Origin of the sequence: Nocardioides sp. Bht2 (assembly GCF_047308515.1) — a bacterium.
Classification (GTDB): domain Bacteria; phylum Actinomycetota; class Actinomycetes; order Propionibacteriales; family Nocardioidaceae; genus Nocardioides.
This window is the reverse complement of record NZ_JBLBWI010000001.1, coordinates 513,244-531,734: the sequence shown is the minus strand read 5'-3', so window position 1 is coordinate 531,734 and position 18,491 is coordinate 513,244. Positions and strand designations below refer to the sequence as shown.

General features: G+C 68.8%; 15 protein-coding genes. 7 read left to right on the top strand and 8 right to left on the bottom strand.

Going from position 1 to position 18,491, the window contains the following annotated elements:
* Positions 1 to 23 precede the first annotated feature (23 nt).
* From ACLM5J_RS02575 to ACLM5J_RS02555, 5 genes are all read left to right on the top strand, one after another.
* On the top strand, positions 24 to 1,373 hold the full coding sequence (locus ACLM5J_RS02575; protein WP_413654435.1) for a hypothetical protein: 1,350 nt from the start codon (positions 24 to 26) through the stop codon (positions 1,371 to 1,373).
* Positions 1,373 to 2,293, top strand: a complete 921-nt coding sequence (locus ACLM5J_RS02570; protein WP_413654434.1) for an Abi-alpha family protein — start codon at positions 1,373 to 1,375, stop codon at positions 2,291 to 2,293. Before ACLM5J_RS02575 ends, ACLM5J_RS02570 begins: the two co-directional genes overlap by 1 nt.
* Positions 2,294 to 2,725: 432 nt before the next feature.
* A complete protein-coding gene (gene clpB / locus ACLM5J_RS02565) occupies positions 2,726 to 5,314 on the top strand; it encodes an ATP-dependent chaperone ClpB (protein WP_413654433.1) in 2,589 nt (862 codons plus the stop codon).
* Between the two features lie 76 nt (positions 5,315 to 5,390).
* Positions 5,391 to 6,521, top strand: coding sequence for a hypothetical protein (locus tag ACLM5J_RS02560; protein WP_413654432.1), 1,131 nt, complete (start codon positions 5,391 to 5,393; stop codon positions 6,519 to 6,521).
* Complete coding sequence (locus ACLM5J_RS02555; protein WP_413654431.1) at positions 6,518 to 7,096, top strand: hypothetical protein; 579 nt, start codon at positions 6,518 to 6,520, stop codon at positions 7,094 to 7,096. Before ACLM5J_RS02560 ends, ACLM5J_RS02555 begins: the two co-directional genes overlap by 4 nt.
* A gap of 162 nt (positions 7,097 to 7,258) precedes the next feature.
* Here the strand turns inward: ACLM5J_RS02555 and ACLM5J_RS02550 are convergent, their stop codons facing one another.
* The 5 genes from ACLM5J_RS02550 to ACLM5J_RS02530 form a co-directional block, all read right to left on the bottom strand.
* Positions 7,259 to 8,518, bottom strand: coding sequence for a hypothetical protein (locus ACLM5J_RS02550; protein WP_413654430.1), 1,260 nt, complete (start codon positions 8,516 to 8,518; stop codon positions 7,259 to 7,261).
* Positions 8,519 to 8,558: 40 nt separating this feature from the next.
* A complete protein-coding gene (locus ACLM5J_RS02545; RefSeq protein ID WP_413654429.1) occupies positions 8,559 to 10,070 on the bottom strand; it encodes a hypothetical protein in 1,512 nt (503 codons plus the stop codon).
* Entirely contained in the window at positions 10,067 to 10,585 is a 519-nt protein-coding gene (locus tag ACLM5J_RS02540) for a hypothetical protein (protein ID WP_413654428.1), read from the bottom strand. Before ACLM5J_RS02540 ends, ACLM5J_RS02545 begins: the two co-directional genes overlap by 4 nt.
* Before the next feature lie 67 nt (positions 10,586 to 10,652).
* A complete protein-coding gene (locus tag ACLM5J_RS02535) occupies positions 10,653 to 13,544 on the bottom strand; it encodes an AfsR/SARP family transcriptional regulator (RefSeq protein ID WP_413654427.1) in 2,892 nt (963 codons plus the stop codon).
* 72 nt (positions 13,545 to 13,616) lie between these two features.
* The gene (locus ACLM5J_RS02530; RefSeq protein WP_413654426.1) at positions 13,617 to 14,780 is read right to left on the bottom strand and encodes a pyridoxal phosphate-dependent aminotransferase; all 1,164 of its coding nucleotides are present in this window, start codon (positions 14,778 to 14,780) and stop codon (positions 13,617 to 13,619) included.
* A gap of 30 nt (positions 14,781 to 14,810) precedes the next feature.
* On the opposite strand from ACLM5J_RS02530, the gene ACLM5J_RS02525 reads away from it, so the two are divergent.
* On the top strand, positions 14,811 to 15,521 hold the full coding sequence (locus ACLM5J_RS02525; protein WP_413654425.1) for a class E sortase: 711 nt from the start codon (positions 14,811 to 14,813) through the stop codon (positions 15,519 to 15,521).
* Positions 15,522 to 15,528: 7 nt separating this feature from the next.
* Here ACLM5J_RS02525 and ACLM5J_RS02520 read toward each other — a convergent pair whose 3' ends face one another.
* Positions 15,529 to 16,263 carry a DedA family protein gene (locus ACLM5J_RS02520; RefSeq protein ID WP_413654424.1) on the bottom strand — a complete coding sequence of 245 codons (735 nt, stop codon included), beginning with the start codon at positions 16,261 to 16,263 and terminating at the stop codon, positions 15,529 to 15,531.
* A 265-nt stretch (positions 16,264 to 16,528) separates the two neighbouring features.
* On the opposite strand from ACLM5J_RS02520, the gene ACLM5J_RS02515 reads away from it, so the two are divergent.
* Positions 16,529 to 17,176, top strand: coding sequence for a TrmH family RNA methyltransferase (locus tag ACLM5J_RS02515; protein ID WP_413655003.1), 648 nt, complete (start codon positions 16,529 to 16,531; stop codon positions 17,174 to 17,176).
* Positions 17,177 to 17,183: 7 nt separating this feature from the next.
* Here ACLM5J_RS02515 and ACLM5J_RS02510 read toward each other — a convergent pair whose 3' ends face one another.
* The gene (locus ACLM5J_RS02510; protein WP_413654423.1) at positions 17,184 to 17,600 is read right to left on the bottom strand and encodes a sigma factor; all 417 of its coding nucleotides are present in this window, start codon (positions 17,598 to 17,600) and stop codon (positions 17,184 to 17,186) included.
* Positions 17,597 to 18,490 carry a hypothetical protein gene (locus tag ACLM5J_RS02505; RefSeq protein WP_413654422.1) on the bottom strand — a complete coding sequence of 298 codons (894 nt, stop codon included), beginning with the start codon at positions 18,488 to 18,490 and terminating at the stop codon, positions 17,597 to 17,599. Before ACLM5J_RS02505 ends, ACLM5J_RS02510 begins: the two co-directional genes overlap by 4 nt.
* Between the last annotated feature and the right edge of the window lies 1 nt (position 18,491).

Below are 18,491 nucleotides of genomic sequence, written 5' to 3'. Positions count from 1 at the left end.
CATCCGGGCCTCAGCGTTAGGAGGTGGGTCCGTCGCTCGACGGAGTTCTCGACTGGCTGGGTGATGTCGACTGGTTCCTCCAGGATCTGCACGGTTCCTGGGAGTGGTTCGCCTTCCTCAGCATTCCGCTCTTCACGGCGGTCATCGGCTGGCTGATCAACTGGACCGGCCTGATCATGCTCTTCTACCCGATCCGGTTCCACGGCTTCCGGGTGCCCGGCATGGCCGAACTGAGCCGGTTGATGCCGCGCAAGCTGCAAGAGGTCCCCGGCTTCCTGCAGGGCGGCGTCGGCTGGCAGGGCATCGTGCCGGCACGTGCCGCGAAGATGGGCTCCATCGCCGTCGACAAGGCGATCGCGAAGCTCGGCACCCCCGCGGAGTTCTACCAGCAGCTGGAGCCGGAGAAGATCGGCGAGCACATCGTCAAGCTCTTCGAGCCGGAGATTCCCGAGCTGGTCGACGAAGTGATGATGCGCAGCCACCCCGCGTTCTGGCGGGACCTGCCGTTGGCGGGACGCCGCGCGATCATCGCCCGGGTCCAGGCGCAGCTGCCGAGTGTGGTCGGCACGGTCACCGACGAGATCGGCGTCCACATCGACCAGCTGCTCGACCCGAAGATCATGGTCATCGACCACTTCCAGAAGAACCCCGACCTGGTGGTCCGGGTCTTCAAAGACATGGGGCAGAAAGAGCTCAACCTGATGGTGAACTTCGGGTTCATCTTCGGGTTCCTGCTCGGTATCCCGGTGGCGTTCGTCTACCACTGGGTGCACCTGTGGTGGGTGCTGCCGTTGCTCGGCATCGGCGTCGGTTGGATCACCAATGCGCTCGGCATGTGGCTGATCTTCGAACCCACCGAACCCAAGCGGTACTTCGGGATCAGGTTCCACGGCCTCTTCCTGCGCCGTCAGGACGAGGCGGCCGAGGTCTACGCGCGGATCATCGCCGACGACGTCATCACCCTGCAGCGGATCGGTGACTTCCTGATGGACGGTCCTCGAGGTGACCGGACCCGGCAGATGCTGGCCGACGCGCTCGCGCCGGCGATCGACCGGGCGGCGGGTCCGGTCCGGGCCGCCGCGCGGATCGCGCTCGGTGGCCGGACCTACGACAAGATCAAGGGCGAGTTCGCTCTGGAAGCGGTCGGTCGCACGCTGACGCCGTTCCAAGACGTGGCGTTCAGCAGACAGCAGTCGGAGAAGATCCGGGCGCTGATCGCCATGCGTACCAAGGAATTGCCGCCCAAGGACTTCGTGGAGATGATGCGTGCCGCGATCCGTGAGGATGAGTGGATGCTCTACGCGCACGGCGCGATCATGGGGGCCGCGGGCGGGTTACTGCACGAACTGATCTTTAGGGTGGGTGGCGGTTGATGACGACCGAGTCGAGCGGCGCGGATCCGCAGGGCGTGTCGGGTTCGGAGGCTCCTGGTGCGCGCACGCCCGGACACCGGATCGACACCCAGCAGGCGGTCGAGGCGCTGCCCGGGTTGATGCGGTTGGCGGCGACCTCCTGGTTGCGGACCGCCGAGTGGGGCGTGGTCGCTGGCGTGAAGACCGGACGCCGGATGCTGAAGGCGGCGACCAACCCGCAGACCGCCGTCGAGGTGGCTCAGGGGGTGGCGGCCGCCTCCGGTGTGATCGCGGAGTTGGCGAAGGCGGTCAGTAGCGGGACCCCGGTGCCGGAAGCGGTGATCCAGGTCAGCTCGTCGCTGCGACCGCACCATGAGGAGAAGCCACGGGAGACGCGCGAGGAGCGCACCCAGCGCACGCTGCGTCAGGAGGGCCAGGCGTTGTTGGCTCGGTCCCGGGACGTCTGGAACACCGAGCAGGGCCATCCCGCGTACTCCAGGATCCTGGGCGAGATGGCGCCCGACGAAGGTCGGATTCTGGTGCTGTTGCTCAAGGGTGGTCCGCAACCGACGGTGGACGTCCGGACCGGCGGCGCGATCGGGATGGTCTCCTCGACCCTGGTCGCGCCGGGCCTGAACATGATCGGCCCGCGTGCCGGCGTCCGCTATCTGGATCAGGTGCCGTCGTACCTGAACAATCTGTTCCGGCTCGGCCTGATCTGGTTCTCCCGCGAGCAGCTTCGCGACCCCTTGGAGTATCAGGTGGTCGAGGCGCAGCCCGACGTCCTGGCTGCGATGCATTCCGTGCGCTCGGCCAAGGTGGTCCGCCGCAGTATCCACCTCACCCCCTTCGGTGAGGATTTCTGCCGGACCTGCCTGGTCGCCGAGGACGAGGACCTCTCCGCCCTCCCCGAGCATCAAGCCCCCCAGGACCTCGACTAACCCCACCCCTCCCGGATCGTGTCGTTTCCTCGCCTTCACCCCGATAGTCCCTGACGTTCCGCCCCAAAAATGTCCCGATTGTCGGGCCAAACGTTCGGCAGCGTGGTCGACCTGACGGGAACCTGCGGGTTCGACGTCGTGCGAGCGTTCAGCCGACTCGGTGAGCAAAGTCGGGAGTTCGCGTCCTCGCCCACATGCTGCCGAACGTTTGGCGCGGCAAAACGGACATTTGAGGGGCGAAACGTCAGGGACTATCGGGCAGGGGGCGAGCGGGAGTGAGGAGCGTCACCCAAAGACAGTGGAAATAAGGAAAGTTGAGCGGAACATACTCAACTTTGGGTGCGTTGAGATCAGTGAGGCCCGCGGAGGGTCTCGACAAGCTGGCGGCAACGGCGGTTGGCTTGTCTGAGGAGCTCATCCAGGAGGGACGCCTTGAGTCAGTTCGGAGCCGACAAGTTCACCACCCGTAGCCGCGAAGCGATCGAGGCTGCTCAGCTGAGTGCGACCAGCAAGGGCCACACCCAGACCGAGCCGATCCATCTGCTGGTGGCGCTGCTCGACGACCCCGAGGGGACTGCGCGCAACCTGATCGGAAAGGCGGGCGTCGACCCGGCCGCCATTACCCGGACCGCGACCGCCGTCCGCGACGCCCTGCCCAGCGCCAGCGGCGCGACCGTGCAGCAGCCCGGCGCGTCGTCATCGCTGACTCGCGTCCTTGCTGCCGCACTCGACCTGGCCGCCTCGATGAAGGACGACTACGTCGCCACCGAGCACCTGCTGATCGCGATCGCCGGGGTCGAGAGCAGCGCCAGCAAGGTGCTCACCGACGCCGGGCTCACCGAATCCGGACTCCGCGAAGGCCTGACCGCCGTCCGCGGCAACCGCCGGGTGACCAGCCAGGAGGCAGAGTCCACCTACGAGAGCCTGGAGAAGTACTCCGTCGACCTGACCAAGGCCGCCGAGGAGGGACGACTCGACCCGGTGATCGGCCGTGACGCTGAGATCCGCCGGGTGATCCAGGTGCTGAGCCGCCGCACCAAGAACAACCCCGTACTGATCGGTGAGCCCGGCGTCGGCAAGACCGCCGTCGTCGAGGGCCTCGCCCAGCGGGTGATCGCCGGCGACGTGCCGGACTCCCTCAAGGGACGCCGGGTGCTCAGCCTCGACCTGGCCGCGATGGTGGCCGGAGCCAAGTACCGCGGCGAGTTCGAGGAGCGGCTCAAGGCCGTCCTCGAAGAGATCAAGGACGCCGGTGGCCAGGTGGTCACCTTCATCGACGAGCTGCACACGGTGGTCGGCGCCGGCGCGGGCGGCGACTCCGCGATGGACGCCGGCAACATGCTCAAGCCGATGCTGGCCCGCGGCGAACTGCACATGATCGGTGCCACCACGCTCGACGAGTACCGCGAGCGGATCGAGAAGGACCCGGCGCTGGAGCGCCGCTTCCAGCAGGTCTTCGTGGGTGAGCCCAGCGTCGAGGACACCATCCAGATCCTGCGCGGCATCCAGGAGAAGTACGAAGCCCACCACGGGGTCCGGATCACCGACGCCGCCCTGGTCGCAGCCGCGACCCTGAGCGACCGGTACATCACCGGCCGCCAGCTGCCCGACAAGGCGATCGACCTGATCGACGAGGCGTCGTCGCGACTGCGGATGGAGCGGGAGTCGTCTCCGGAGGAGATCGACCAGCTGCGCCGCGGCGTCGACCGGCTCAAGATGGAGGAGTTCGCGCTCACCAAGGAGAGCGACCCGGCCTCCGTCGAGCGGTTGGAGAAGCTGCGCGCCGACCTCGCCGACCGCGAGGAGCGGCTGCGTGCCCTGGAAGCTCGTTGGGAGCGCGAGAAGTCAACGCTGGAAGGCGAAGGCGAGCTGCGACGCCGTCTGGACGGCGTCAAGGTGCAGGCCGACAAGCTGATGCGTGAAGGCAAGCTGGACGAGGCCAGTGAGCTGCTCTACGGCCAGATCCCTGCCCTGGAGAAGGCGCTCGCCGAGTCCGCGGAGATCGAAGAGGCTGAGGTGGAGCCGCTGGTCGGCGACCAGGTCAGCGCTCAGGAGATCGCCGACGTCGTCGAGGCGTGGACCGGGATCCCCACCGGCAAGATGCTGCAGGGCGAGACCGACAAGCTGCTGGAGATGGAGCAGGTGATCGGCGAACGGTTGATCGGTCAGGAAGCTGCCGTAAGCGCGGTCAGCGACGCGGTCCGACGCTCGCGCGCCGGAATCGCCGACCCGAACCGGCCGACCGGCTCGTTCCTCTTCCTCGGTCCCACCGGCACCGGAAAGACCGAGCTCGCCAAGAGCCTGGCCGACTTCCTCTTCGACGACGAGCGCGCGATCGTGCGGATCGACATGAGTGAGTACTCCGAGAAGCACTCGGTGGCTCGCCTGGTCGGGGCCCCTCCCGGCTACGTCGGTTACGACGAGGGCGGGCAGCTCACCGAAGCGGTCCGGCGCCGTCCGTACAGCGTGGTGCTGCTCGACGAGGTCGAGAAGGCGCACCCGGAGGTCTTCGACATCCTGCTCCAGGTGCTCGACGACGGCCGGCTGACCGACGGTCAGGGCCGCACGGTCGACTTCCGCAACACCCTGCTGATCCTGACCAGCAACCTGGGTTCGGTCTTCCAGACCGATCCGTCGCTCTCGCCCGAGGCGCGCAAGGACGCGGTGATGGGCGTGGTGCGTGGTCACTTCAAGCCGGAGTTCCTCAACCGTCTCGACGAGATCGTGATGTTCGAGGCACTCAGCAAGGACGCGCTGACCCACATCGTGGACCTGCAGCTCGGCCTGCTGGAGAACCGGTTGGCGGTGCGCCGGATCAAGATCGCGGTCTCGGAGGAGGCGCGCGGCTGGCTCGCCGACAACGGGTACGACCCGGCCTACGGGGCACGCCCGCTGCGCCGTCTGATCCAGAGCGCGATCGGCGACCGGTTGGCGAAGATGCTGATCGGCGGCGAGGTCGCCGACGGCGGCGAAGTGAGCGTCACCCTCGGCGAGAACGGGCTCGAACTCACCGCAGCCTGAGCGATCAGTACCAACCACAGCGGGTGCCCGCCACAGCGGCGGGCACCCGCTGTGGTGCGTTTGAGAGACTGTGCCCATGACTGACGGCGCAGCCCACCCACGACCTGTCCAGGTCACCTTCAGCGGATGGGTGATCCTCCTGGGATCGGTCTTCGCTCTGGTCTCCGTCTACGAGACCGTGGCGGGGCTGCGTTCCATCGACACCCGCGAGGGCATCGTCAAGGCGCTCGACGAGCCGCCGCTCAACGGCATGGGGCTGAACCTGCAGGAGGTCTTGGACTTCATGCACGGCACCGCGCTGGTGGCGGGTGCGTGTGCGGCCGCGATGGCGATCCTCGGTGGCTACGTGCTGCGCCGCAACCGCGGTGCCCGACTCGGTGTCACCATTCTGGCGGTCCCGATGTTCCTGAGCGGCATGGTCGCCGGTGGCTTCGCCACCTCGGTGGTCGCCATCGCCGCCGGCCTGCTCTGGACGGCGCCCGCCCGCGACTGGTTCGACGGCAAGGCTCCGCGCCAGCCGCAGCGGGCCGCCGCGGAGAACCGTGGGGGCGGGTCGTCGGCACCTCGTGACCCGTGGGGTGCGCCGTCCGGCAACCAGCCACAGCCGGGACGGCACAACGGGGCTGTCTCGCCGTCGTCGCAGACGAGCGGATCGACAGCTCAGGACACCCTGGAGCGGCCGCGCGAGTTCGCCGGATTCGGCACCCCTGCCGGCTCTCCGACCGGAGCGCCTCCGCACCTGACGAATCCGTCGTCCGGCCCGGAGCGCCCGCGCCAGCTCAACACCGCCTGTGTGATCACCTGGGTGTTGTCCAGCTTCGTCTTCGTGGCGATGGGTGTGGTGGCGATCGGGCTCGGCACCAGCGACACGCTGGCGCAGGAGATGTACGACAGCGACCCGACCTTCGACCGTCTCGACATCAGCGTCTCGGCGTTGAAGGGGATGGCGGTCGCGATGGGTATGACTTTCGCGCTCTGGTCGCTGGCGGCGATGGTGCTCGCCGTCTTCACCTACCGCGGACACGAGTGGGCGCGTTGGACGCTCTTCGTCTCCGCAGTGATCGCGGCGCTCTTCTCGCTGACCGCCGCCGTCTCTGTTCCACTGGTACTCGCCGTCACCGGGCTCACCGTCTACGCGGCGGTGCTGCTGACGCGTCCCAGCATCACGCATTGGATGACCGCTATGAAGAGGAGTCGACAGCGATGACCCAGGACCCGAACCAGCCTTACGGGCAGCAGCCCACGCCGCAGCAGCCCTACGGCGAGCCGTACCCGCAGCAGCCGCAGGGCGAGCCGTACCCGCAGCAGCAGTGGGGAGCTCCGCAGCAGCCCTGGCAGGGCGGCACCGACCCGAACCGTCGCCCCGGCACGGTGTTGGCTGCAGGCATCGTCACCTGGATCTGTGCCGGCCTCGCCTTCCTGGTGGGCGGCCTCTTCGCGCTCTTCGGTGCCGTCGCCCGCGATGACCTGATCAAGGAGCTGCGCTCCGATGACGAGTTCATGAAGGCGATCGACGACCTCGGCATCACCATCGACAATGTCGCGGACGGCGTCCTGTGGGTCGGGCTGGTGACCGCGGTCCTCGCGCTGCTCGCGATGATCACCGCGATCTTCGTGGTCCGGCGTTCGTCGGCGGCCCGGATCGTGTTGACCGTGCTCTCCGGTCTGACCGTGGTGATCACCGCGATCGCCTTCATCCCGCTGGTGATCGGCCCGGTCGTGGTGATCGTGCTGATGTACGTCGGTGGCGCCAACGCCTGGTTCGCCCGCCGCACCGCCTGAACAGACGCCAGTCGGGCCGTACGCAGTTGCTGCGTACGGCCCGACTCGCATTTTCGCTGGGATTCCCGACGGCTCGACGCGTGTGCCCGACGGTTCGACGCGTGTGCCCGACGGTTCGGCGCGTGTGCCTGCCGGTTCGGCGCGGGTAGCTGACGGTTCGGGTCAGCGGGTGACGACGCCGAGGCCCTCGAGCTTGACCGGCTTGCCGTTGGAGGCGACGACCACGCGGACCTTGCCGGTCCACGACGAGCCGAGCGACCCGAGGCTGATCACCTGCTTGGCGAGGGTCCGGCCGGCGCTGAGCTTCACCGTCTTGAGCAGGCGGCTGCCGGCGTAGACCTTCACCGTGCCGTGGCCCCGGCTCTTGCCGGCCACCAACGACAGGCGCTTGGCACCCCGCACGTTCAGGCTCAGCGTCGCGCCCTTCTTCCTACTGGTCAGCACCTGACCGCCGTACGCAGCCGCCGAGCGGGACAGCGACCACTTCCCGGCCCGCTTGAACGAGCGCGCAGCGTGCGGCACGGTCCAGGTCCTCGTTTCGCTGTGCTGACCGGACTTCGCGGTGAACACGTGAGTTCCCGGAGCGAGCCCGGAGAGGGTCAGCCTCCCGTTGCTGCAGGGCTTCGGGCGCCCGTCGAGCGTGCAGGACGGGTTGCCGGGGGCGCTGAGGGAGAAGGTTGCCGAACTTGCGGTTACCACGGAGTCCTCGCGAGGCCCGCCCGAGATGCTTACCGGGCCTCCCGAGTCACCGGCGCCGGCTGCGAAGAGCGGCACGTACGGCGTCACGTAGCTCTTGTCGCCGCCGTGCCCGCCGACGGCGAACGCGATCTGCAGATGGTCGCCCGAGGAGGCGACCGGACACGGCTTGCTGCCGTCACGCCGCGACAGGCAGGTCGGAGCCGGGGTGGCGGTCCCCTTGAGCGGGCGGGTCGCCTTGACCGGGAACTGGAACTCGAAGATCTCACCCTGGCGCAGGATGAATGGCTCGTCGCCGGTCTGGGTGATCACATAGCCACCGTTGACGCCGTTGAAGAAGTCGAGACCACCGGTGCCGAGCGTGCCGCCCTCAGCGGCCTTGTAGACCGCCCACTGGACCGGCTCGTCCACGAACTCGACGCCGGGTGGTGCCAGGATCTCGGGGATGGTGGCGACCTTGCCGCTGCACGGCAGGCTGATCAGTCCGATGTACCCGCGGAGGTAGAACTTCTCACCGACCTTCGGCACCTGGCCGGTCGGGGATCTCCAACCCACGTTGGCCGACGTACCGATCCCGGCGGTCTGGGTGGGGCAGCTGATCACGGTGTCGGACGACGAGGTGCCGTCCTGCCATTCGCCGGGCCCGGCGGCGGATGAGATGGTCGCGGTCAGCATCGGCGTCAGCGCGAGGCTGAGCGCTGCTGCTGTGAAGATGCGCTTGCGCATGGTGCTTTCTACTTTCTGTGAGGAGGTCCGTGCGCGGACCTCAACGAGTGGGTGCGGCCAGGCCTTCGATGCGGACCGGACGCTTGTTGGTGAGCACCTTGATCCGCACGGTGCCGGAGTACGGCGTGGCGAACGAGGCCACCTTGATGAGCTGCTTGCCGAGCGACTTCGAGCCGTTGAGGGAGACCTTCTTGATCAGGCGGCTGCCGGCATAGATCGCCACGGTTCCGTTCTTCTTGCTGCGTCCGGCGACCAGAACCAGCGAGCGAGCCCCGCGGACACTCAGGGTCAGGCTGGTCTTCCGCTTCTTGGTGGTGAGCGCGGTGCCGTCGTACGCACTCGAGGTGCGGATCAGGCGCCAGCCCTTGCTGCGCTTGAAGTTCGGCGCGGCGAACGGGACGGTCCAGTGCGTCAGCGCAGGCGAGCTGTCCCGGTTGCCGGCCTGGTCGACCGCGGTCGCGGCGAACTCGTGGGTGCCCGAAGCGAGGCCGGCGAAGGCCGGGGTGCCGCCCGCACAGTCACGTTCCACACCGTCGAGGCTGCACTCGATCTCGGCCAGGGGGTCGTCGGTGCTGACGCCGAACGTTGCCGCGCGGGAGAGGAGCACGCTTCCGGAGACGGGAGCGCCGGTGAGCGTGGTCTGCGGAGCGGTGGTGTCGACTCGCCAACTCCAGGTTGACGGCGACGCGTCGACCCAGGCACCTTCACGGGAGCGGACCGTGAAGGTGTGCCCGCCGTCGGAGAGGTTCGCGAAGCGGATCACTCCCTCGGCTGAGCAGGCCACCGCGACGGCGTCCAGGGTGCAGTCGAACTCGGCGCCGTTGGTCCCGGAGTAGAAGAACTCGGCGGCGCGGCTGGTGCTGACTGCCGGAGGACGGATGAAGAGGGTGGTCTCCACGCTGGATACCACTGTCTGTTCGACGACGCTGAGGTTGCCCGAGGCGTCCTCGGCGCGCACCGAGAAGGTGTAGTGCCCCTCGGGCAGGGTGGCGGTGTGGCCCGAGGAGCAGGCAGTGAACTCCGCGGCACCGAAACGGCACTTCTCGCCCACCGAATCATTGCCCTTCCAGGTGAATCGGAAGGTGCCGTCCTGGGTGGTGACCTGGTCGGCGGTGAGCTCGGTGACCGCGGGCGCGGAGTTGTCCCGGAAGATCGCGACCGGCGCCTTGTTCGAGGTGCCGAAGGCGGACGAGCCGACTCCGCACTCCTTGATCCCACTGCGCTCGCGGGTCTGGTCGCAGCCCTGCCAGTCGACGAAGCTCCAGAACGCAGGTGAGGAGGAGGTGGAGGGCCGGAGCCACACCCAGGCCTCCAGCGGCTCCTCGTTACGGACCCGGGCACAGCTGAGGGTGACCCGATGGTCGAGGTTCTGCGACTGGTCGCAGAACGCGGAGCCGCCGTCCTCGAGCGAGCCCTCGACCACCCGGACCGTGCCGGAGCCCTTGATCCCGATCGTCACCAGCACTTGACCCGCGTTAGCCGGGGCGGGCAGGGCCACGATCCCGGCGCCTGCGACGACCGCGGTCGCCAGCAGCATCCGTAGTCGCCTCATACCGGCTCCACCTCCGTAGTGAGGTCCGGCAGTGCCAGCCACTGGTCCCAGCTCAGGTCCCGGCCCACATAGCGAGGCGCGACCAGTGGCCAGGCTTCGGCGATCCACCGTGGCACGAAGGTGTCGAACTCGGCGGCCAGGTCGGAGCCGAGCAGGTTGTCGACCACCCACCAGGAGATGTCGGCGTCGGCACCGACCTTCGCCGGCGGGTCGATGTAGAGACAACCGAGCAGGACGGTCTCGGCGGTGTCGAAGAGCCCGTAGAGGAACGACTCGTGCGCCTCGATCTCGGCGGCGTGGTGGGCGAGGTCGTCGATGTCGGCCTCGCGGGTGAGCTCGACCGGGGGCCAGCCCCAGGCCTGGCCGTAGATGGAGAAGAGACGGTCACGCGAGCCGCGGACGGCGGGCAGGTCGAGATCGACGTCGGCGGGTCCCATCGTGCGCAGGTGGTAGCCGGCGGCGAGGGTGACCCGCGCCGGGTGTGCCCAGGAGGGCGGAAGCCAGTTTCGGTTCATGAGGGAACCTTCGACGCCTGCGCTTGGCGCTGGCTTGGTGCTGGCTTGGAACCCTTGCCGACCTCGGTCAGCGAGGCTGTACGTCGGTCAGCGCGGCCATCTGCGCCAGCGGCAACGCAACACCGGCGGCGAGATCGTCGGCGTACTGGGCCGCGCCCCGCGCAGCGACGGCTCGGGCTTCGGCGTCCGCGATCAGCGACTCGTCGGGCCGGTAGTAGCCGTAGACGTTGCCGCCGACACTCGCCCGCAGTTCGGAGGCCGCGCCGCGCAGCGTGCCGACCCGGGCCAGGTCGCCGGCGATCGACTCGACGACGGCGAGCGACTCCAACAGGTAGGCGAGGTTGGCGTGGTCGCCGGTCGAGGCACTCAACGCGACGCCTTCGGCGATCTGGGCGCGGGCTCGGTCGGTGTCACCCAGGGTCAGCGAGATCTGGACCGCGGTGAAGAGTGCGATGTAGACGGCGAGCGGATCGTCCCGCTGCCGGCCCGCGGCCAGCGCGAGATCGACCAGATCGCTTGCCTGGCTGGGGTTTCCACGCAACAGCTCGATGGTGCCGAGCCAGACGTGGGAGAGCGTCCACAACCACTCGCCGTCGAGGCCGGCGGTGGTGCAGAGCGCGATCGTGCGCTGGTGGATGGCGGCGGCCTGAGGCAGATCCTCTTGTGCCAAGGCGATCAGGCCGGTGCCCCCGACCGCGTAGGGGAGCCCTTCGGCGTCGCCGATCTCTTCGGCGAGAGCGGCCGCGCTCTCCCATACCCGAGCGCCGGCCAGGTCGCCCTGGGCGAAGGCAAGCGCGCCGGTGACGGCTCCGACCCGGACCCGGACCCGGTCGTCGAGGGTGGTGTCGAGCAGTTGCTGCATCAATCGCCGTCCGTCGCGGAGCGTGCCGCGGACCCACCAGAAGAGCCAGAGATGCCAGCCCAGCCAGCCGCCCTGATCCGGCTGGCCTGAGCGTAGTGACCACTCGATCGCGGCGACCATGTTGGCCTGCTCGGACTCCAAGGAGGCCAATGTCTGCACGGTTCCCGGCCCACGGAGCGAGGGCTCGTAGCGGGCCGCCAACGCGGTGAAGTAGGCCAGATGCGCGTTACGCGCCTCGGTCTCGTCGTCCTCGGCGAGTCGGGTGAGCGCGTACTGGGCGACCGGCTCCAGGAGCCGGAACCGCGGCTCGGACAGCGTCTCCTCGGCGACCAGGAGGGACTGGTTGACCAGCCCTTCGGCCACCGCCAACACCTCGTCCGGGGCGACGACGTCGGCCAGTACGGCGATCGCGGCGTCGATGGTGAAGCCACCGCTGAAGACCGCGAGCCTGGGGAAGACGGCCTGCTCGGTCTCGCTGAGTAGCGCGAAACTCCAGTCGATCGCGGCGCGCATGGTGCGCTGGCGAGGCGGGAGGTCCCGGGCCCCTTCGGCGGCCATCACCTCGGCCAGACGGTCCAGGATCGTTGCCGGGTTGAGCATCCGCACCCGCGCTGCGGCGAGTTCGATCGCCAACGGGATGCCTGCCAGCCGCTGGCAGAGCTGATGGATCACCGGGTCGCCGGCGTCGAGCCGTTCACCGGGGCGCACGTTGGCGGCCCGCGCCACGAAGAGGTGGGTCGACGCCGCGAGGTCGAGTGGTGCCAGTGGGAAGAGCACCTCGCCGCGGACCTGGAGCGGGATTCTGCTGGTCACCAGGAGCCGGAGGCCCGGGCAGGCGGCGGCGAGGGTGGCCAGCTCCGGCCAGGCGTCCAGCAGGTGTTCGGCGTTGTCGAGCAGCAACAGCTGCTGACGATCGCGGAACAGTTCGAGAAGTGCGCCGAACGGGTCGCCGCCCTCCGCGACGCCGACCGCACGCGCGATCGCCGGGATCACCGCATCGGGAGTGGTCAAGGGGGCCAGCGGAACCAGGGTGCTGCCGAACGCGAAGGCAGGGGCCGCCCGTTCGGCGACGGCGAGCGCCAACCTGGTCTTGCCGCAGCCACCGACGCCCGTGATCGTGACCAGTCGGCTGGTCGGCTGTTGCAGGAGGTCGGCGAGGTAGGAGACGTCACGCTCGCGACCGACGAGGGCACCGAGAAGATCGGTGGCCGGCAGGTTGGAGACGGCGCGGGGGAGCGGGACCGCGGCAGCACCACCGCCAGTCCGGGGTGCGGGAACGGTTGCGGCGTCACCGGTCGGGGCGGTGGCCCGGCTGGCCGGCCGGAGTTCTGGATCGTGGGCCAGGATCCGCTGCTGCATCCGACGCAGCGCTGGCCCAGGATCGACCCCGAGCTCCTCGGTGAGCAGGAGCCGGGCCGCCTCGTACTCGGCCAGCGCGTCGGCTTGGCGCCCACCGAGGTAGAGCGCGCGCATCAGTTGCTCGCGCAGCGACTCGCGCATCGGGTGGTGGCTGGAGAGCGCTTGGAGCCGGGCGATCGCCTCGGTGGCGTCACCGAGGCGGAGGTCGAGGTCGGCTGCCAGCTCCTCGCCGGTGAGCCGCAGCCCTTCAAGGCGGGCGGCCTCGGTGCGGGCGAACTGCTGGGGAACGTCGGCGAACGGGGCTCCGCGCCAATGCGCCAACGTGTCGTTGAGCTGATCGCGGACCTGCGCCATGGGCACGTCGCTGGTCGCCACAGCACGTCGGGCCGCCTCGATACCGGTGGTCAGCCGGACCACATCGACAGCGGAGGATGACACCTCCAGCAGATAGCCCGGCGGGGCGGTCACGATCCGGGCCGCGACCCCGGCGTCGCGGAATCGGGAACGGAGCCGGGAGATCACGGCCTGCAGGCTGGCCACCGTGCCGCCGCGGGTGCTGTCCCCCCAGACCCGGGCGAGGAGGGTGTCGACGGAGACCGCGCGGCCGACATCGACGGCCAAGGCGGCCAGGACCTCGCGGTGCCGCGGTGAGCCGACCTCGACAGCGGCGCCCGTCGGGTCGAGGACGGTGACCGGGCCGAGTAGGCGGAGCACCACGGGGAGATCGGGGTGCGCCATGCGCAGGATTCTAGAAGCCAGGTGCCGCCCGACGCACGATTTTCGGCTCCGCGGACGTCGGCCCGCCCGGTCTCAGGCGCGCAGATCCGCTGCCTGCAACTGCGCAAGCCCTGCGGCGATCACCTCGGGTTCCTTGCAGAACGCCCACCGGACCAGGTGCTGCCCGGCCTGCTGATCGTCGTAGAAGCCCTGGACCGGGATCGCCACCACTCCCGCGCGTTCGGGGAGCGCCAGGCAGAACTCCCGACCGTCGGCCCAGCCGAGGCGCCGGACGTCGGTGAGCGCGAAGTAGGTGCCCTGCGGCACCCGGACGTCGACGTCGAGTGAGGCCAGGCCGGTGCAGAGCAGGTCGCGCCGTTCCTGCAGCGTGACGGCGAGCTCGTCGTAGAACCCGGCTTCGTGGTCGAGAGCGTGGGCGACCGCCGGCTGCAGGGCGCTGCCGCTGGTGAAGGTGAGCCACTGCTTCGCGCCGAGGACGGCCTCGATCAGGTGGGCCGGGCCGGTCGCCCAACCGATCTTCCAACCGGTGAAGGAGAACATCTTGCCGGCGCTGGAGAGTGTGACGGTCCGTTCGAACATGCCCGGCAGGGTGGCGAGGGGGAGGTGTTCGGCGCCGTCGAAGACGAGATGTTCGTAGACCTCGTCGGTGATCACCACGAGGTCGCGTTCGATGGCGAGGTCGGCGATCGCCTGGAGCTCGGTACGGTCCAGCACCGTGCCGGTCGGGTTGTGGGGCGTATTGATCAACAGCACCCGGGTCCGGTCGTTGACGGCGGCACGCAGCGCATCGACGTCGAGGCGGTACTCCGGAGCGCGTAGCGTCACCGGCCGCCGAACGCCGCCAGCGAAGGCGATCATCGCCAGGTACGAGTCGTAGTAGGGCTCCAGCACGACGACCTCGTCGCCCGGATCGACCAGCCCCAGCAACGCAGCGGCGATCCCTTCGGTGGCACCTGTGGTGACCACCACCTCGCGAGCCGGATCGACTGTCACGCCGTAATGCCGGTACTGGTGGCGCGCGATCGCGGCCCGCAACTCGGGGATGCCGGGGCCGGGCGCGTACTGATTGCGGCCCGCGCGGAGCGCATCGACCGCCTGTTCGACGACAGCGGCCGGGCCGTCGACGTCGGGGAAGCCTTGACCGAGGTTGATCGCCCCGGTGCTCAGGGCGAGGGCGGACATCTCGGTGAAGATGGTGGGCGGGATGCCGTCGAGACGGCGAGCGTGACCTGCCATGTGGCGAGCCTAGTAGGCAACAATGGCGCGGTGGTGCTGAACAGACGCCGCGGCAACCAGGCCGCCGCCCCCCAACGAGCCCGACGTCGTCGCCCCTGGAGTTGGTGGCTGGGGTTGGCGATGGTGCTCGGTGGGCTCGGCGTCCTGGGCTGGGCGGCCTGGCAGTTCTGGGGTACGAACTGGGTCTCCCAACGCACCCATCAACGGATCGTCACCGAGGTGGAGCGGCAGTGGGAGGCCGACCCGCAGGCGCTGGAGGCGGTCCGGGTGCCGGAAGGCGAGGTTCAGGCCTTGATCCGGATCCCGCGGTTCGGTGACGACTACCTGGTCCCGGTGTTGGAGGGCACCAGCGACGGCGTCCTGGCATCGGGATTCGGCCACTTCACCGGCAGCGCGGCCCCGGGGAAGAAGGGCAACTACGCGTTGGCCGGGCACCGGGTCACCCACGGCGAGCCGCTACGTCAGATGCCGGATCTTCGGGTCGGTGACGAGGTGATCGTGGAGACTCGCGGGGCCACCTACACCTACCGCTTGATCAGCGGTGGCAAGGACCTCGAGGTCACCTTCCGTGACACCTGGGTGGTGGATGAGTTGCCCACCAATCCGGAGTCGGGCGGGGTTCAGCCGGAGCAGCGCAAGGGGCAGCGGCTGCTGACCCTGACCACCTGTGCCGAGCTGTTCCACACCGACAACCGGTTGATCGCCTTCGCGGAGCTGGTCGACACGGAGAAGCGCGGCTGAGCCGAGCTCAGTCGTCGCGGTCGGTGAACTTCTCGACGGCGTCCTCGACCCGGTCCTCGATCGCTTCCGAGACGTCGTCGACCATCGCCAGCGCCGCCTTGCGGTGCCGCCACCACTCCAACACCATCGGCAGCACCGAGACGAAGACGATCACCAGGATCGCCGCTTCGATGTTCTGCTGAAGGAACTCGATGCCGCCGAGGAAGTAGCCGAGCAGGGTGAGGCCGGTGGCCCAGAGCACGGCGCCGACAGCGGACCAGAAGAAGAAGTGGCGACGGTTCATCTTGCCGACACCGGCGACCAGGGTGATGAAGGTCCGCACGATCGGCACGAAGCGACCGAGGATCAGCGCCTTCGCGCCGTGCTTCTCGAAGAACGCCTCGGTCTTGGTGAAGTACTCGGGCTTGAGGAACCGGCCGCGCCGCTCGTAGATCTTGGGGCCGAGGAAGCGGCCGATCTCGTAACCGGCGACGTTGCCGAGGAAGGCCGCCAGTGAGAGCGCGATGCAGGCGGTGACGATGTTGACGTCGATCCCGGCTTCGCCGGCGCCCGCGCGGTGGATGAAGAGACCCACGCTGAAGAGCAGGGAGTCACCGGGCAGGATCGGGAAGAGCAGGCCGCACTCGATGAAGACGATCGCGATGCTGATCCAGAACATCTCCTGGCCGAACTTCTCCAGGAGCCATTCGGGGTCCATCCAGTTCAGACCGAGCAGGAGCGGGTGCAGCACGTCGATAAGCACGGGCTAACCCTACGGGGAAGGTGGTACTCCGGAGGTCGAGCCTGTTGAGACCGCCCCCGCACCGGAGGTCGAGCCTGTCGAGACCGCTCCGCACCGGAGGTCGAGCTTGTCGAGACCGCTCCGCACCGGAGGGCGAGCTTTTCCGAGACCGGTTGTCGCGCGGAGGTGATCTCGACAAGCTCGATCAACGGGGGCCGACCCGTCTCCACCCGGACCGGCGACTAGCGTTCGGAGAGTGAATGAGGAGCGCGCCCCGTACGACCCGATGCCGCACGGACCGCAAGAGGTCGGCGTCGGACCGTGGCCCGGCGGGCGCGACGCCTGGCCGAGTGAGGCCCATTTCGACCCGGAACTGCTTGCTGAGGGTGACCGCCGCAACGTCGTCGACCGATACCGGTACTGGACGTTGGAGGCGATCGTCGCCGACCTCGACACCCGCCGTCACGACTTCCACGTGGCGATCGAGAACTGGCAGCACGATTTCAATATTGGCACCATCGTCCGGACCGCCAACGCGTTCCTGGCCGCCGAGGTGCACATCGTCGGCAACCGGCGCTGGAACAAGCGCGGCGCGATGGTCACCGACCGCTACCAGCACCTGCGCCACCACACCGGTCCCGAGGAGTTGGCGGACTATCTGCACGAGCGCGGCGTCCGGCTGCTCGGTATCGACAACCTGCCCGGCTCCGAGCACATCGAGACGATGGAGATGCCCCGCAAGGTCTGCTTCCTCTTCGGTCAGGAGGGGCCGGGGCTCTCGGAGCGGGCCCGCGAGGTCGTCGACGGCACCTTCTCGATCGCGCAGTTCGGCTCCACCCGCTCGATCAACGCCAGCGCCGCCGGCGCGATCGCGATGCACTCCTGGGTGCGCCAGTACGCCGACCTCTCCGGCGACGCCGCATGGCGCGGCTAACCACCGCTCAACGGCGCGGCCAGCCGCTCAATGTGAGCTGAGCGCGCACTTCCTGCCCGAAATCGCGCGCCCAGCTCACATTGAGGCGGCGTCGTTGCAACGCGCCGACCAGCCAGATCCGGTCCTCGACCCCGGCCCGGGTGGACTCGACGACCTCGGACAACGTCTCGGTGGGTTGCTCACGCCGGCCCGGACGGCGGGCCGCATCGATCGCGGTGTTGATCAGGATCTTGCGGGCGTAGGCCTCCTCGCGTCCGTCTCGGGCAACCCGCGGCCAGGCCACATAGAGCTTGATCAGGGCGTTCTGCGTGATGTCGTCTGCCAGGTGCCAGTCGCCACACATCCCGTAGGCGATCCGCCGCAACTGATCGCGGCGGGCGGTGGCGAACTCGACGTAGGCGGCCTCGCGGTCGGCGCGCCTCAACGGAGTCCCTCGTTGGTGCCCTGATGCTCGCCCTCGCCGTAGGTCTGTTTCAGGAAGTCGATGAACCCGGTCATGGTCCCTTCGGCGCGACGCGCGGGGTACTCCTCCGCAAAGATCACGTCGGTGGCCGCGCCGTCCCCGCGTACTGCCACCCAGGCCACTCGTGTCCCGATCTGAAGCCGAGCGGCAGCCGCCGGCTGGTCACTGAAGTCAGGGCCGAGGTCGGGGAGTACCTGTTGGGCGTGGATTCTGATGCGGTTCAGTGGCGTCAGCCGCCCCTCGCCGTCGATCTTCACCAGCTGATCGCTGGTTCCGGTGGTCAGCATGTCGACCTGGTAGTCGGTCCAGATCGCGAGCTCGGTGAAGCCTGTATCGGCCGGGCGCTCTGGCGCAGTTGTGCTCACCGAGTCCCAAGACTCCGCGGTCCCCATGATCCAGAGGATGTCGTCGCCCTTGGTGATTTCCACCGCGACGGAGGCGACGATCGGTTCGGTTCCCGAGCTGGCGTCGAGCGCCTTCTTGCCGGTCATCGGATCATCGACCCTGTCGGTGATCACCCAGCCCGGTCCCGTGGTCACGCGTCCCTCGGGGTCCATGAAGAACGGCTCATCCGCGTTAGGGGGCGGCAGGGGTTCCCCGCCGTCGGGGTCATCAGGTCTGGGCGGCTGGGTTGCGACCACGTTGCTGCCCCCTTGAGGTTCGGCGCCGCCGTCCGCGACCAGCCAGGCGCCTCCCCCCGCGATCAGCGCGACGGAGAGTGCAGCGCCGGCCATCGCGAGACGACGTCGGCGGACGGCGGCGCGTCCGGCGAGGAGGGTGTCGGAGATCTGGAAACCCGGCGGGGGAGTCTCGTCGAGTTCGCCGTCGAGTTGGCGCTGGATGTCGGACACG

Bases quoted from the DNA above. Each gene is read 5' to 3' on its own strand.
- ACLM5J_RS02570 (WP_413654434.1), top strand. From the start codon at position 1,373: ATGACGACCGAGTCGAGCGGCGCGGATCCGCAGGGCGTGTCGGGTTCG.
- ACLM5J_RS02560 (WP_413654432.1), top strand. From the start codon at position 5,391: ATGACTGACGGCGCAGCCCACCCACGACCTGTCCAGGTCACCTTCAGC.
- ACLM5J_RS02555 (WP_413654431.1), top strand. From the start codon at position 6,518: ATGACCCAGGACCCGAACCAGCCTTACGGGCAGCAGCCCACGCCGCAG.
- ACLM5J_RS02550 (WP_413654430.1), bottom strand. From the start codon at position 8,518: ATGCGCAAGCGCATCTTCACAGCAGCAGCGCTCAGCCTCGCGCTGACG.
- ACLM5J_RS02545 (WP_413654429.1), bottom strand. From the start codon at position 10,070: ATGAGGCGACTACGGATGCTGCTGGCGACCGCGGTCGTCGCAGGCGCC.
- ACLM5J_RS02540 (WP_413654428.1), bottom strand. From the start codon at position 10,585: ATGAACCGAAACTGGCTTCCGCCCTCCTGGGCACACCCGGCGCGGGTC.
- ACLM5J_RS02535 (WP_413654427.1), bottom strand. From the start codon at position 13,544: ATGGCGCACCCCGATCTCCCCGTGGTGCTCCGCCTACTCGGCCCGGTC.
- ACLM5J_RS02530 (WP_413654426.1), bottom strand. From the start codon at position 14,780: ATGGCAGGTCACGCTCGCCGTCTCGACGGCATCCCGCCCACCATCTTC.
- ACLM5J_RS02515 (WP_413655003.1), top strand. From the start codon at position 16,529: ATGCCGCACGGACCGCAAGAGGTCGGCGTCGGACCGTGGCCCGGCGGG.